Source organism: Lysobacter sp. N42 (assembly GCF_004344885.1).
In genome coordinates, this window is record NZ_SKFB01000015.1 from 58,536 (window position 1) to 73,939 (window position 15,404).

At 71.0% G+C, this 15,404-nt stretch carries 11 protein-coding genes; 5 read left to right on the forward strand and 6 right to left on the reverse strand.

From position 1 onward, the window contains the following. Positions 1-57: 57 nt before the first annotated feature. From EYQ95_RS17390 to EYQ95_RS17400, 3 genes are read right to left on the reverse strand one after another with little or no spacing between them, the layout of a single operon-like run. Positions 58-3,159: an efflux RND transporter permease subunit gene (locus tag EYQ95_RS17390; protein WP_132328641.1), complete on the reverse strand. Its 3,102-nt coding sequence runs from the start codon at positions 3,157-3,159 to the stop codon at positions 58-60. Beyond that, the gene (locus EYQ95_RS17395; protein WP_132328643.1) at positions 3,156-6,644 is read right to left on the reverse strand and encodes an efflux RND transporter permease subunit; all 3,489 of its coding nucleotides are present in this window, start codon (positions 6,642-6,644) and stop codon (positions 3,156-3,158) included. The genes EYQ95_RS17390 and EYQ95_RS17395 overlap by 4 nt, the downstream gene beginning before the upstream one ends. A gap of 14 nt (positions 6,645-6,658) precedes the next feature. Further along, a complete protein-coding gene (locus EYQ95_RS17400) occupies positions 6,659-7,783 on the reverse strand; it encodes an efflux RND transporter periplasmic adaptor subunit (protein WP_132328645.1) in 1,125 nt (374 codons plus the stop codon). 240 nt (positions 7,784-8,023) lie between these two features. Between EYQ95_RS17400 and EYQ95_RS17405 the strand changes: the two genes are divergently transcribed. Then, positions 8,024-8,401: a cytochrome c gene (locus EYQ95_RS17405; protein ID WP_132328647.1), complete on the forward strand. Its 378-nt coding sequence runs from the start codon at positions 8,024-8,026 to the stop codon at positions 8,399-8,401. 8 nt (positions 8,402-8,409) lie between these two features. Next, positions 8,410-8,856, forward strand: a complete 447-nt coding sequence (locus tag EYQ95_RS17410; protein ID WP_132328649.1) for a c-type cytochrome — start codon at positions 8,410-8,412, stop codon at positions 8,854-8,856. Between the two features lie 232 nt (positions 8,857-9,088). Here the strand turns inward: EYQ95_RS17410 and EYQ95_RS17415 are convergent, their stop codons facing one another. Both EYQ95_RS17415 and EYQ95_RS17420 read right to left on the reverse strand, forming a co-directional pair. Then, a complete protein-coding gene (locus EYQ95_RS17415; protein ID WP_132328651.1) occupies positions 9,089-10,747 on the reverse strand; it encodes a hypothetical protein in 1,659 nt (552 codons plus the stop codon). 16 nt (positions 10,748-10,763) lie between these two features. Then, complete coding sequence (locus EYQ95_RS17420) at positions 10,764-11,360, reverse strand: NfuA family Fe-S biogenesis protein (RefSeq protein WP_132328653.1); 597 nt, start codon at positions 11,358-11,360, stop codon at positions 10,764-10,766. 104 nt (positions 11,361-11,464) lie between these two features. Between EYQ95_RS17420 and EYQ95_RS17425 the strand changes: the two genes are divergently transcribed. Together EYQ95_RS17425 and EYQ95_RS17430 are read left to right on the forward strand one after the other, a co-directional pair. Continuing rightward, entirely contained in the window at positions 11,465-11,800 is a 336-nt protein-coding gene (locus tag EYQ95_RS17425; RefSeq protein WP_132328655.1) for a 4a-hydroxytetrahydrobiopterin dehydratase, read from the forward strand. Next, positions 11,784-12,203, forward strand: coding sequence for an energy transducer TonB (locus tag EYQ95_RS17430; RefSeq protein ID WP_165924768.1), 420 nt, complete (start codon positions 11,784-11,786; stop codon positions 12,201-12,203). Before EYQ95_RS17425 ends, EYQ95_RS17430 begins: the two co-directional genes overlap by 17 nt. A 3-nt stretch (positions 12,204-12,206) precedes the next feature. Here EYQ95_RS17430 and EYQ95_RS17435 read toward each other — a convergent pair whose 3' ends face one another. After that, positions 12,207-13,160 carry an RluA family pseudouridine synthase gene (locus tag EYQ95_RS17435; protein ID WP_132328659.1) on the reverse strand — a complete coding sequence of 318 codons (954 nt, stop codon included), beginning with the start codon at positions 13,158-13,160 and terminating at the stop codon, positions 12,207-12,209. 422 nt (positions 13,161-13,582) lie between these two features. Between EYQ95_RS17435 and EYQ95_RS17440 the strand changes: the two genes are divergently transcribed. Then, positions 13,583-15,404 (forward strand): Rne/Rng family ribonuclease (locus EYQ95_RS17440; RefSeq protein ID WP_132328661.1); only part of this gene is annotated, 1,822 nt, incomplete at its 3' end.

Genomic DNA, 15,404 nt, shown 5'->3' on the forward strand with positions numbered 1-15,404 from the left:
GGGCCGCCCCGTCACCGCGCGGCAAGCCGCGCCGGCTCCGGCGCGGCCTGGCATCCTTCAGGGCACGCCCGCGGCCACCGTGGCGAGCGCGGGCTCGGGCTTTCCGCGTGCGCGCCGGATGAGCTTCGCGGTGGCCGAGCGCAGATCGTCCAGGATCGCGTAGATCGTCGGCAGGAAGAGCAGGCTGACGACCGTCGAGAACGCCAGGCCGCCCGCGATCGCACGTGCCATCGGGTAGTAGGCCGGGCCGTCGCCCCCCATCTGCGTGCTGCCCACCGCGATCGGCACCATGGCGAGGATCGCCGTGCCCATCGTCATCAGGATCGGCCGCAGGCGCTCGCGGCTGCCCTCGACCAGCGCATCCGTGCGCGACATGCCGCGGCGGCGCAGGTTGTTGATGTGCTCGATCATCACGATGCCGTTGTTCACGACCACGCCCATCAGCACCAGGATGCCGATGAAGGCCATGATGTTGAACTCGGTGCCTGTGATCCAGAACAGCCAGAACACGCCGAAGACCGAGAACACCACGCCCGACATGATGGCCGACGGGAACAGCAGCGATTCGAACACCGCCGCCATCACCACGTAGATCATCACCAGCGCCAGCGCGAGGTTGAACATCATCTGCCCCATGGCCTCGCCGTCGTCGAATCCACCGCCGCGCTCGAACGTGTAGCCGTAGCCGGCCGGGAACGACACGCGCTCCAGCGCGTCCTCCATCGCCTTGCGCGCCTCGGGGATCGTCGTCTTGCCGACCACGTTCGCGGTGATGGTGACCGCCGTCTGGCGGTTGGCGCGGCGGATCTGGGTCGCCGCGGGGCGAACCTCGACGTCGACCATCGCAAGCAGCGGCACCGTCCGCCCGTCCGGCGACCGGACCGTGAACGCCGCGATGTCGCGGGTGCCGTACTGCTCCGCGCCCGCGAAGCGCACCCACACGGGCACCTCGGTGTCGCCGCGGCGGAACTCCCGCAGCGGTGCGCCGCGCAGGGCGAGGCCGACGAACTGCGACACCTGCTCGGCACTGAAACCGAACGCGGCGGCGCGCTCGCGGTCCACCCGCACCGCGAGTTCGCTGTTCTGGTCGCCCACGTCGATGCGGACGTCACGCAGCTCCTTGTTGCGCGCGAGGATGGGCACGAGGTCGCGCCCCAGCTCCATCAGCGTCTGGGTCGAATCGCCGACCAGCTGCACCTGGATGCTCTTGTCGTTCGGGCCGCCGTTGCCGCCCGGTCCGCCCTCGTCGCCCACGCCGACCGTCGCCCGGGCCGACTTCGGAAGCTCCTTGCTGATCGCATCGAGCAGCTGCTTCATGTCGTCGACCTTGCCGGGATCGAAGGTGACGCGCGTGCCGGCGCCGCCGGACTCGCTGAACCACGAATAGACCTGCGTGATGTGGAAGCGCTCGCGATTGGCGTCGAGGAAGCGCTCGACCTTGAGCACCTCGTCGGACATCTGCTCCTTGGTGTAGCTGCCCTTCCAGTCGTAGAAGACGTTGGTCTCGGCGATGTCGTCGCCGCCGAACATGTTGACCTTCGTCTTCACCATCGGGACCACGCTGACGGCCACGATCAGCAGGATGCCCAGCACGCTCTTGCCGCGGTGCTCGAGCGTCCAGCGCAGCATGGAGGCGTACGAGCGCTGCATGCGCGGGATCAGCCCGCGGTCGGAACGCACGGCCGGCGGGGTCTTCAGGCGCGCCGAGATCATCGGGATCAGGCTGACGGCGACCAGCCACGAAGCCAGCAGCGAGACCGAGATCGTGATCGCGATCTGCGACATGTAGATCGAGATGAAGTTCTTGTCGCCGAACAGGTTGGGCAGGAACACGATGCAGTGGCAGAGCGTGCCCGCCGACAGTGCGATGGCCACGTGCCGGGTGCCGAGGATGGACGCCAGCACGGGCCTGTCGGGCATGCGCTCGCGTTCCTGGTAGATGCTTTCCACAACGACGACGGCGTTGTCGACCAGCATGCCCACGGCCAGCAGCAACCCCATCATCGACAGGATGTTGAGCGTGACGCCCGCGAAGTACATGAAGCCCAGCGTCATCACGAAGCAGATCGGGATGGCCAGCGTGACCATCAGCGTCGACGGCCAGTGCCGCAGGAAGAAGAACAGCACCGCGATCGACAGCACCAGGCCGACCGCGCCGGCTTCGGCCAGCTCCAGCAGCGAGGTGGTCACGTTGTCGCCCTGGTTCTCGATGATCAGGACCTGCACGTCGTTGAGCGAAGGCTCGCGGCGGATCGCCTCCACCTCGGCCAGGGCCGCGGACGACACCTCGACCAGGTTGGCGTTGCGCTCCTTGAAGATGTCGATGCCCACGGCGGGGCGGCCGTCCAGGCGCCGGCCGTAGTCCATGCGGGCGGGCTTCAGGCGCACGTCGGCGATGTCGCCCAGGCGCACGCCGTTACCCCCGATGACCAGGTTCCGCAGTTCGTCGAGGTCGCTGAGCTCGCCGATCGGCTGCACGCGCAGGCGCCGCGCGCCGTCGAGGATCTCGCCCGCCGACACGGAGAAGTTGACCGCCTGCAGCTTCTGGGTGAGCTCGTTGAGGCTGATGCCGTGCGCCGTCAGGCGGTCGGGCGCGATCGCGATCTCGACCTCGTTCGGCGAGGCGCCCGAGACGTCCACCCGCGCGACCCCCGGGATGCGCTCGATGCGGCGCTTGAACTCGCGCTCGATCATGTCGTACGACCGCGTGAGGTCGCTCTTGGAGGCGAGCCGTACGCGCAGCACGGGCTGGTCGGTGGTCGAGAACTTGAGGACGAAGTAGCGCTGGAGGTCGTCGGGCAGCTCGCCGCGGATGGCGTCGATGCGCTCGCGTGCCTCGGATGCGGCGATGGCGACGTCGCGCTCCCAGTCGGAGAACTGCAGGAAGATGTTCCCGCCGTCGGCGCGCGCCTCCGAATCCATGCGTTTGATGCCCGACATGGTCGACAGCGCCTCCTCGACCGGGCGCACGACGGTGCGTTCGACCTCTTCCGGCGTGGAGCCCGCATAGGGCATCTGCACGAAGATGAAGGGCGGCGACACCTCGGGAAACGCTTCCAGCGGCAGCCGCAGCGCCGCGATCACGCCGACCACGAACAGCGACACGAACAGCATCACCGTCGTGACCGGCCGCCTGATGCTCAGCTGGGCGACGCTCATGCGGTGGCCTCCCCCGCCAGGCCGTCGGCGTCGCCTTCCGGCATGCGCTCGCGCCGTGCACGGCGCCCGCGCTCGGCATAGTAGGCATCGGCGCGGCGGTCGAGCAGGTCGTAGACCACCGGGATGACCACGAGCGTGAGCAGCGTGGACACCAGCAGGCCGCCGATCACGGTGATGGCCATCGGCGAGCGCACTTCCGCACCCTCGCCCACCGCCAGGGCCAGCGGGAGGAAGCCGAACAGCGTGCAGAGCGTGGTCATGATGATGGGGCGCAGGCGCGAGCGCGCACCCTCCACCAGGGCCTCGCGCTTGGCCACGCCGGCCTCGCGCAGCTGGTTGACCTTGTCGATCAGGATGATCGCGTTCTTGACCACCAGGCCCACCAGCAGGATCAGGCCGATGAACACCACGACCGACACCGGCGAGTTCGTCAGCAGCAGCGCCATCACCGCGCCCACCAGGGCCAGCGGGATGGTGAACAGGATGACGAAGGGATGCAGTAGCGACTCGAACTGCGAGGCCATCACGAGGTAGACCAGGAACACGGCCAGGCCGAAGGCGAACAGCAGCGAGCGCACCGATTCGTCGAGCTCCTCGCCCTGCCCGCCGATGTGCATGCGCACGTCCGCGCCCAGCGGCTGCTCCTCGACCATCTGCTGCACTTCCTGCACCGCGCCGCCGAGGTCGATGTCGCGCAGGTTGGCCGACACGATGGCCACGCGCACCTGGTCGGCGCGGTGGATTTCGCTCGGGCCCGTGGTGGCAACGACGTCCGCGACCGAGCTGAGCTCCACGGGGCGGCTGCTGCCCGGGTTCACGATCAGGCGGCGGATGCTCTCCAGCGAGGCGCGGTCGGATTCGCGGGCGCGCACCAGCACGTCGATCTTGCGGTCGCGGAAGCTGTAGCGGGTGGCCACCTCGCCGCGCACCTTCTTCACCACCACGTCCGCGATCTGGCGCGTGGACAGGCCCAGCGCGCCGGCACGGTCCTGGTCGAAGCGGATCTGGATCTCGGGGAAGCCCTGCTCCACGGTGGACTTCACGTCGGCATAGTGCGGGTTTTTCCGCAGCATCGCGGCCATCTGCTGGCCCGCGCGCTCGATGCTGGCCAGGTCCTGGCCGCGCAGCTCGATTTCCAGGGGCGGTGCGAAGCTGAAGAGTTCGGGACGCGCGAAGTCGACCTGCGCGCCCGGATGCGAGCGCATCGTCTCGCGCAGGCGCTCGGTGGTGGCCGCCTCGACCTCCTTGTCGCCGCCGTCGGCCATGACGACGGTGAGCTTGCCGATGTTCTCGCCGCTCTCGGTCGGATTCGCGTCCAGGCGCGTGCCGCTGCCGCTGACGCCGTACAGCGTGCGGATACCGGGTTCGTCGCGGTGCCTGGACTGCAGCTCGCGCACCAGCGCGTCGGTCTGGGCCAGCGGCGTGCCCGGCGGAAGCTTCACGGTCATCTCGAAGCGGTCCTGCGCGAGCTGCGGAATGAGGTCTGCGCCCAACAGGGGAACGGCCGCCAGCGTGGCGACGAATGCGCCACCGGCGAGCCCGAGCACCAGCCCCGGCCGTGCCAGCGCCGCGGGCAGAAGGCGCAGGTAGCCGCGCTCCGCCCGCCCGTACGGCGCCATCGCGACGTCGCTGGCCTTGCGCATCACCGGGCCCACCGCGCGCCCGAGCCCACGCCAGGCGCGCACCACGACCCATGCGATGCCGAAGAACGCGCCACGCACGGCCGCGCCGACGCCACGCTTGGCCGCGGCGACCGGCTTGAGCGCCCGGTTCCGCGGGGCCCATGCCGGGTGCGGCGCTTCCTCGGGGAACGACAGCGGTGCGCGGCCCTTGAGTGCACTCAGCATCGGGATCAGCGTCATCGACACGACGAGCGAGATTCCGATCGCGAGCGCGACCGTCAACGCCTGGTCGCGGAACAGCTGCCCGGCGATGCCCTGCACGAACACCAGCGGCAGGAACACGGCGATCGTGGTCAGCGTGGACGCGACCACCGCCATCGACACCTCTCGCGTTCCCTGGATCGCCGCGTCGAGCACGCCGAGCCCGCGCTCGCGCGCTTTCGCGATGCTTTCGAGGACCACGATCGAGTCGTCGACCACCAGGCCGGTGGCCAGCGCGAGGCCACCGAGCGACATCACGTTGAGGCTGAGCCCGAACTGGCCCATGAAGAAGAAGGTGGTGATAATCGAAACCGGCAGCGACAGCGAGATGACGAACGTGCTCCAGCCGTCGCGCAGGAACAGGAAGATGATGAGGATGGCCAGCGTGCCGCCGATCACCGCGTCCCACTTGACGTGGCTGATCGCGCTGCGGATGAACTGCGACTGGTCGTCGATGACCGTGAGTTCCACGTCGGCCGGCATCTGCTCGCGGATCTCGGCGAGCCTGGCCTGGACCGCATCGGCGGTGGCGACCGTGTTCGAGTCGCCTTCCTTGTAGATCGCCAGCTCCACCGCTTCGCGTCCGCCGAGGCGGATGATCGCTTCGCGCTCCTTGTAGCCCTGGCGCACGTCGGCGATGTCCTTCAGGCGCACCGGCATGCCACCGGCCACCGTGCTCGTACCGCCCGACGAGGCGCTCTGCAGCGACGCCGCCGCGGCCATCGAGTTCGGATCACCGCTGGCCGCGGCCACCCGGGCCATCTGCTCGGTGGCCGACTGCTGCGCCCCGCCGCCCGCGCTCCGCGTGGTGACCAGCATCTCGCGCATTTCCTCGACCGTCGCGAACTGGTTCACCGTGCGCACGAGGTAACGCTGCGAGCCCTCCTCCAGGCGACCGCCGGAGATGTTGACGTTCTCCGCCTTCAGGCGGCTGATGACCGTATCGATCGGAAGATTGAGCTGCGCGAGCTTCTGCTGGTCGATGTCGACCTGCACCTCGTCCTCGAGGCCGCCGCCGACCTTCACCGCGGCGACGCCGTCGACGGGCTCGAGCTTCTTCTTCAGGTCGTCGTCGGCATAGCGGCGCAGCAGCGTGAGTTCGCGGATCGGGTCGCCCGCGCCCTTGCTGGTCAGCGCAACGCGCAGGATCGGCTCGGTCGACGGATTGAAGCGCAGCAGCACCGGCTTCTTCGCCTCCAGCGGCAGCTGCACCAGCTCCATCTTGTCGCGGACCTCGAGGCTGGCCTGGTCCATGTCGGTGCCCCAGGCGAACTCGAGCACCACGTCGCTCTGCCCGGTGCGCGACACGGACTTGAGCTTGCGCAGGCCCTTGACCACGCCCACGGCTTCTTCCACGGGCTCGGAGATCAGTGTCTCGATCTCCGAAGGCGCCGCGCCCGCGTACTCGGTACGGACGGTGAGCGTGGGGTAGCTCAGGTCGGGCAGCAGGTTGACCTTCAGGTCGAACAGGGCGATCAGGCCGAACAGCACCAGCGTGATCGTCATCATCGCCACGGTCACCCTGCGGCGCGTGGAGAACTCGACCAGGTTGAACGGTGCGTCGGCGCCGGGCGGCGCGTGCGGATCATGGGATGCGCTCATCGCGGCGTCTCCGGTCAGCGGGCGGCGGTCGCGGCGGGCGTGCCGGCGGCGGGCCTGGCCGCGGGCTGGCCGAGGATCTGCACCGCGCTGCCGTCGCGCAGCGCGGTCTTGCCGGCCACGACGACCTGGTCGCCACGCTTGAGGCCGGAACGGATCTCCGCCCATTCGCCGTCGAGGTAGCCCAGCTTCACCGGCACGCGCGCCACCTTGCCGCCGCGCGCGGCGAACACGGCCGGCTCGCCCTCGTCGTCGAGCAGCGCCACGCGCGGCACGACCAGCGCGTCGGCGCGCTGGTCATAGTCGATGCGGATGCGGCCGAACATGCCCGGCTGCAGCAGGCCGCCGCCGGCGAACGAGGCGATCACGCGGAAGGTTCCGCTGCCCGAATCGACCACCGGCGCGACGCGGTCGACCACGCCCTCGAAGGTCTTGCCCGGCAGCGCGTCCACCGTCATGCGCACGGGCAGGCCGGCCTTGAGCACGGCGATCTCGCGCTCGGGCACGTTGAGCACGGCCTCCAGGCGCGAGGTGTCGACGATGCGCAGGATCGGCGTGTTGATCTGCACGAAGTTGCCCGGCTTGATGGAGCGCTGCGCGACGACGCCGGAAATCGGCGCGGCGACGTTGGCATAGGACAGCTCGAGGTTGGCGAGGCGGTTGGCCGCGCGCGCGTTCTCGAGGTCGTAGCGCAGCTGGTCGTTGTCGTTGGCGCTGATCAGCTTCTCCGCGGCCAGCGTGCGCGCGCGGGCGTAGTTCGCCTCGAGCTTGCGCATCTGCGCCGCGGTCTGCGCGGCCTGCAGCGCCGAGCGCGCGGCGTCCAGGCGTACCAGGGTCTGCCCCGCGCGCACCTGCTGCCCTTCCTCGACGTACACGGCCAGGGCGACACCGGAGGTCTTGGCCACGACCTGCGCCTCGCTGCGCGGCTCCAGCGGCGCCGTTCCGGTATAGCTGGCGGCGATGGGACGATGGGTCGCCACCGCGACCTCCACCGGCACGGCCTCGGCTTCCTTCCTGGCCGCGTCCGGGCCGCCGGCCTTCCCGGCCTCGGGGCCACCCTTGCAGGCGGCGAGCATCAGGCAGGGCATGAGCAGGAGCGTGAAGCGGATCGCGTTCGCGCGGCGGGCGGAGGAGACGTGCATGTCGGTTCCCGGTGACAAGGTGGAATGCGGGGTTCGCCCGGCTGTATGCCGGTGTTGTAGATAGGTATATCACCCGCCTTCACGTTGCCCATGCGCCGAAGGTCATGGGGGCGCACGGCAGGGTCTCGGGTCTGCCGCGGTGTTCGTCGAAAGCCGCTTGACGGCTATACTCGCCGGCTTGTGCGCACGCCACCGGCGTCGCATTCCCCTTCCGCCCGAATGAGAACCGCGGACCCGACCATGCGACCGCTGACGATCGCCGCCCTCGCCCTGACCTCGCTGCTCGCCTTCGCCGGCGTGCAGGCTCAGCAACCCGCCCCGGCCGCCCAGGCCGCGCCCGCCGCCGCCCCGGCCGCCGCGCCTGCCAAGGGCGACGTCGCCCGCGGCAAGGAGCTGAGCTACACCTGCAGGGGCTGCCACGGCGTGACCGGCTACCGCAACGTCTACCCGCACTACCACGTGCCGCGCCTGGTCGGCCAGAGCGAGGCCTACCTCGCCGCAGCCCTCACCGGCTACCGCGACGGCACGCGCAAGCACCCGACCATGCAGGCCCAGGCGCAGAGCTTCACCGAGCAGGACATCGCCGACCTCGCCGCCTACCTCGCCTCCCTGAAGTGAGCTCGACCATGACGAACACCCGTTTGCTGCTGGGCACCCTCGCCATCGCCCTGCTCGCCGCCGGCTGCGGCAACAAGCCCGAGGAAGGCCATGCCGGAGACGCCGCCGGTACCGCGGCAGCTGCGCAGAGCTCGTCGGCCGGCCTGCCCGCAGGCAACATCGCCAATGGCGAGAAGCTCGCGTCGGCGAAGGTGGAAGCCACCGGCCAGGCCTGCGTGGACTGCCATGGCCGCGAAGGTGCCGCGCCGATCGACCCCGCCTATCCGGTGCTGGCCGGCCAGTACCAGGACTACATCGCCTACGCGCTGCAGATGTATCGCGACGGGCGCCGCCAGAACACGCTGATGGCGAGCCAGGCCAAAGGCCTGACCGACCAGCAGATCGCCGACCTCTCCGCGTACTTCGGCTCGCGCCAGTCCAAGCTGCGCGACATGAGCGAGGCGGTCGCGAACTGAGTTCGCGCGACATCGTCGTCACGAGAACGGCCCGCGCGAGCGGGCCGTTTTCTTTTGGCTGCGCACGCGGCGGTACATGCGACCGCCCGCCGGCCCGTCGAAGCGGCGAAGGTGCGTTGTGCGGACAACGCGCGGCGCGATGCGGCGGCTGCTGCGACCGCATGCCCGACGGGGCCGATCCCGAGCTGCCCTGCTGCCGCGACCGGGGGCGATCCGATGTGATGCGGCGCCTTCAGCCCGACGGCGCCGACGCCGGCGCGGGCGGCACCGTCACGCCCGGGCCCTCCTGCAGTTCGGGCTTGAACGGGATGTCCGGTGGGGGCCGCGCGGTGGCGGGCTGCTCGTTGACGTTCGGGTCCTCGGGCCAGCACCCGCCGCCGAACTGCAGGATCGAGACCGCGCAGACGATGCGCTTGCTGCTGCCGGGAATGGGGATGGCGATCTGCTTGATCCCGCGGCGCACCCACTCCTGCAGCAGCGTCTCGTTCGGCCGCCAGAAACGATCGAAGCGCGTGGGTTCGTACGGGTAGGCCTTGCGCTTGAGCCACGTACCCGCGCGGTCCAGGTCGGCGATCTCTTCGGTGACCATGCCGGGCGGGCGCCCCGGCGCGGCGGAACCGGGTGCGGCACCGAGGCGCGGCCGGCCCTCGGCGTCGCGGATGCCGTCGCCGCGGCCCGGCCGGTTGCGGTCGGACTCGCCCCAGTCGTCCGCACGCCGGGGGGTGGCCCATGAACCCGGCGCCGGCGTGGTCGACGGTCCCGTGCCCAGCCCCGGGCGCGGCGATGCCGCCTGCGGTCCCGAAGCCTGCGTGGCCTCGCCCGCGCGGCTGCCCGTCGGCGCGGCCGACGACGCGGCGGGCGTGCGCGAGCTGGAATCCGACGGCGTCGCCGCGGCCGTGGCCGACGATTGCGCGCTGGCACGCGGCGCCGGCACGTCACGCCGCGCCACATCCGGCACGGTGGCGCGTACCGGGGGCGCGTCCACACGGGTGACCGGCGACGCGGGCGCAGGCAGCTGCAGGGGCGCGGGTACCTCGCGTTCGGCGACGGCCGGCACCGGCGCGCGCACGGGGTCGACGGCGATGCGGGGCGCGGGCATCCGCACTTCGGGCGCGCGCACGGGCTCGGGGATCTCGACTTCGCGCAGCGGCGGAACCCGGGCGAGATCCGGCGTGGCCACCGCGGGCTCGGGAGGCGTGGTGGGCGGCAGCTCGAACACCGGCGGGTCGGCCGTCACAGGTGGGCTCAGCGCGAGGGGCTGCGGGGCAGGCCGCGGCTCGGGCACCTCGCGCGCGGCGACGTCGGACACGGGAGCCACGATGTCGGGCGGCGGCACCGTGGCCACGGTCGGCGCCTGGCGTCCCACGGCGGCAGCCGATGGCGCGGCAGCCGGAGCCTCCGAAGGGGACCGGCGACTCGACTCCGCCGCCTCGCCCGGCGCCGGCGGTTCACCGCCGCCCTGCTCGCGCGGCGTCCCCACGCCGATGTATTCCACCTGCACCGCCGCGTCGGGCTCGGGCGGCGGAAGGATGCGGAGCGCGGTGATCCACAGGAACAGGGCCATGACCACCACGTGCCAGACGAACGACACGCCGCCGGCGGTCCAGCGCCAGCCGCGCTCGTCGCGCGAGGCCGGGTGCCATTGCTGGCGCCAGAGCGTGGCGAAGGCCTGCCAGCGGCCCAGCACGTCGCTGCGCGCCGGTGGCCTGGCCAGCGGGCGGGCGGCCAGGACGTCGACCACTGCCTGCGCCGGCGCTCCGGTCACGCGACCGGGCCGCGCCACGAGGCGGTCCATCCAGAGGCGCCAGCTGACGCGCGCGGCCTCGCGCATGCGGCTGGTCGCGGCCGCACGCGCGTTGAGGGCTTCGATGATGGCGGCGGCGGAGCTCAACCCGGCCCGCCGCGCGTCAGGCCGCGGTATCGCGCGGAATGTAGGGCGCGTGCCCCGTCGCGTGGTCCGTGGCGTCGCGCACGGCGGTCACGCCCGGCACCTTCTCGACCAGCGTCTTCTCGATGCCCTGCTTCAGGGTCACGTCGGCCATGCCACAGCCATGGCAGCCGCCGCCGAAGCGCAGGTACACGACGCCGTCCGACGTCACTTCCTCGAGCGTGACATGCCCCCGGTGCGAGGCGAGCTGCGGATTGATCTCGTGCTCGACCACGTGGCGCACGCGCTCGACCAGGCTCGCGCCTTCGCCGGGTGCCTCGCCCTTGATCCGCGGCGCGCGGATCTGCAGCTGCCCGCCGGTCGCACGCGTCTCGTAGTCGATCTGCGCGCCGTCGAGGAAGCCCACGCTGGCCGCGTCGAGCCAGAGGGTGAAACCCTCGCAGTCGATCGCCCACTCGTCGCCGGCCAGGTCGGCGGGTTCGGCGAACTCCAGGCGCACGTCCGCGCGTGGCGTGCCGGGGTGGATCGCGCTGAGGCGAACGCCGAGGCCGGGGATGGCCTCGCGCTCGATCAGGCGCCGGAAGTGGCCCTGAGCCGATTCGGTGATCTGGATCATCGGGCTATTCTATCGACGCGCCTTCGAAGGGCGCCCACGGTAACCGGCCGTAGGTAAAGCGGCCGTTACGCGCCCTTCATCCTCCTTCCACGCCTGGAGCCCCCATGCCCGACGACCTCGCCCACGCCCGTTGCACGCCACGCCGCGGCGCCGAGCACCGCCTCGCGCCCGAGCGCGTCGCCCAGCTCATGGCGCGGCTTCCGGACTGGACGGTGGTCGAGGACGGCCAGGCCATCACGCGAACGTTCCGCTTCCCGGACTATTACCGGACCGTGGCCTTCGTGAACGCGCTGGCGTACGTCGCCCATGAGCAGGATCACCACCCCGACCTTGGCGTCCACTATGACCGCTGCGTCGTGCGCTACTCCACGCACGACGTGGGCGGCCTGTCCGAAAACGACTTCATCTGCGCGGCGAAGGCCGATGCACTGCTCGGCTGACATGCTGCGGCGCGCCCTGCTCGCGGGCCTGGCGGCGGCCCTGCTCGCGGCCTGCGGGCCCGATCCGGGGCAGGCGCCCACGGTCGGCCGCTCCGAGCCTCCGCGCGCGGTCCGCACGCCGCCGCCGGAGTACCCCGAGGCGCTGGGCTGCGACGGCATCGGCGGTCGGGTGGACCTGCGCATCACGATCACCCCGGAGGGCAGCGTCGGCAACGTCGCGCTGCAGAAGAGCAGCGGTCGCAGGGAACTCGACGAGGCCGCGATCGCGGCTGTGCGCACCTGGGAGTTCGCACCGGCCACGCGCGGCGGCCGGCCGGTGCAGTCCACGATCTCGGTGCCGATGAGCTTCAACCCGCCGGCCGAGCGCCCGGACCGCTGCTTCGTCCTCGACGAGCAGCGCTGAGGCTCAGCGCAGCCGGTCGAGCACGTCCACGAGCTCGGGCGCCAGCGGTGCGTTGAGCAGGTACGGCGCGCGCCCGGCGTCGAGCGCGAACTCCAGCGTGGATGCGTGCAGGAACAGGCGCTTGAGCCCCGCCTGCTCGCGCAGGCGGCGGTTGGTGTCCGGATCGCCGTACTTGTCGTCGCCCGCGACCGGATGGCCGATGTGCGCGGCGTGCACGCGGATCTGGTGCGTGCGGCCGGTCTCGATGCGCACCTCGCAATAGGAATGTCCGCCGCGGCGCTCGAGCACGCGGAAGTGGCTCAGGGACGGCTTGCCCGCGGCGTTGACCTGCACGTGGCGCTCCCCGCCCTGGCGCAGGCCGATGTGCAGCGGGGCGTCCACGCTCATCGTGCCGTCGGGCATGCGGCCGACCAGCAGCGACAGATAGCGCTTGGCGATGCCGCCCTCCTCCCGCATCAGCGCCTGGAGCTCGGTCAGCGCCGAACGCTTCTTGGCGACCACCAGCAGGCCGGAGGTGTCGCGGTCGAGCCGGTGCACCAGCTCCAGCGTCTGGCCGGGGCGCAGCGCACGCAGGGACTCGATGGCCCCGTGGCTGATGCCGCTGCCGCCGTGGCTGGCCAGGCCCGACGGCTTGTTGAGCGCGAGCAGGCGGGCGTCCTCGAAGACGATCGCCGCCTCCAGGGCGGCGAGCAGGCCCTTCGGCGGCGCGGCCTTCTCGCCCGGCGCATCCAGGCGCACCGGCGGGATGCGCACCTCGTCGCCCGCCTCGAGCTTGCGCTCGGCCTTGGCGCGCCCGCCGTTGACGCGCACCTGCCCCGACCGCACCAGCTTGTAGACCAGCGAGCGTGGCGCGCCCTTGAGCTGGCCCAGCAGGAAGTTGTCCAGGCGCTGCCCCTCGCGGTCGTCGGGCACGCGCACCGTGCGGGCACCGGGGCCGTTGCTTGCAGGCTGGGTCATCGTGAATGGATTCTGTTAAACTCGCGACGCGAGATAAGGACTTGATTTCGCTGGAAGAAGCGCCGTCTGACCCCCGCCGGAAGCGGGTGCGGCCCGGGCCGAAAGCCCGCTTCCGCGATTCCCGTGCGCGCCTGACCACGACCCGCGGGGTCGGCCATGTTAGCAGCGCGCCCAGGCAAGGCCGGCCCTCGCCCGACGGGTGACGCCGTCGTGCGATGACATCCGACCCGAGCGGCGCCGAGGGACACCCGACGCGACGCCGGCCCGAAGGTTTCACAACAAGTTTCACGAACAAGCGCTCCCGCGGCCCGCCGTGGTGTGCAGCGCTGGACCCAAGGCCCGACCCGCGCCATGCGCGACGGGCCCGACACCAGACGGACGCCACGGCGCCGTCGCGCGGCTGCGCGCGAGGACGCCACACAATGAAGCGAATGCTCATCAACGCGACGCAGGCGGAAGAACTGCGCGTCGCGATCGTCGACGGCCAGAACCTGTACGACATCGACATCGAACAGCCGTCCAAGGAACAGAAGAAGTCCAACATCTACAAGGGCCGCATCACCCGCCTCGAGCCCTCGCTCGAAGCCGCCTTCGTCGAGTATGGCGCCGAGCGCCACGGCTTCCTGCCGCTGAAGGAAATCTCCCGCGACTACTTCCAGGCCGGCGTCGATCCGAACAAGGCCGGGCTCAAGGAGCTGCTGAAGGAAGGCCAGGAAGTCGTCGTCCAGGTGGACAAGGAAGAACGCGGCAACAAGGGCGCCGCCCTGACCACGTTCATCTCGCTGGCCGGCCGCTACATGGTGCTGATGCCGAACTCGCCCACGGCGGGCGGCGTTTCGCGCCGCATCGAGGGCGAGGACCGCGCCGAGCTGAAGAAGGCGATGGACGCGCTGACGATCCCCGACGACATGGGCGTGATCATCCGCACCGCCGGCGTGGGCCGCGACGCCGAAGAGCTGCAGTGGGACCTCGACTACCTGCTGCAGATCTGGCGCGCGATCTGCGAGGCCGCGCTGTCCAAGCCCGCGCCCTTCCTGATCTACCAGGAATCGCGCCTGATCATCCGTGCCCTGCGCGACTACATGCGCCCGGACATCGGCGAGATCCTCGTGGACACGCCGGAGATGTACCAGGAGGCCCGCGAGTTCGTGCAGCAGGTGATGCCGCACAACCTGCGCAAGCTCAAGCACTACACCGACGACGTCCCGCTCTTCAACCGCTACCAGATCGAGTCGCAGATCGAGGCCGCTTACGAGCGCACGGTGAAGCTGCCCTCGGGCGGCGCGCTGGTGATCGACCAGACCGAGGCGCTGACCGCGATCGACGTGAACTCCGCGCGCGCCACCAAGGGCAGCGACATCGAGGAGACGGCGTTCAACACCAACCTCGAGGCGGCCGAGGAAGTCGCGCGCCAGCTGCGCCTGCGCGACCTGGGCGGCCTGGTGGTCATCGACTTCATCGACATGTCCTCGTCCAAGCACCAGCGCGAGGTCGAGAACCGGCTGGCCAACGCCCTGCGCCACGACCGCGCGCGCGTGCAGATCGGGCGCATCTCCCGCTTCGGCCTGCTGGAGCTTTCCCGCCAGCGGCTGCGCCCGTCGCTGGGCGAGTCGAGCCAGATCGTCTGCCCGCGCTGCGAGGGCCATGGCCGCATGCGCAGCGTCGAGTCGCTATCGCTCTCGGTGCTGCGCCTAGTCGAGGAGCACGCCATGAAGGACAACACCGGCCAGGTGCTGGTGCAGGCGCCAACCGAGATCGCCAATTACCTGCTCAACGAGAAGCGGCGCGCGCTGGCCGAGATCGAGGCGCGCCACGACGCGCCCGTCGTCATCGTGGCCGACGACCAGCTCGAGACCCCGCATTTCGAGGTCACGCGCATCCGCGAGAACGAGCTGGGCGAGGAGACCAGCAAGCCGAGCTACCAGCGCCACACCCCGCGCAAGCTCGCCACCCACGCGCTGACCAAGGCCCACCTCAACATCCCGCCGCCGGCGGCGGTGACCAACGTCAAGCCGGCGCAGCCCGCGCCCCTGCGCGAGCCGCGCGAGGAACCGGCCGCCCCTGCAGCTGCAGCGCCGGCGCCTGCGCCTGCACCGGTTGCGACGCCGACCCATTCGGTGGGCGTGGTGGAGCGCATCCTGCGCTTCTTCCGTGGCCAGAAGCCGACGCCGGCGCCGGTCGCGCCGCCGCCGGCCGAGCCGCGCGGTGGCCGCGAGGGCGGCCGTCGCGATGAGCGCCGTGATC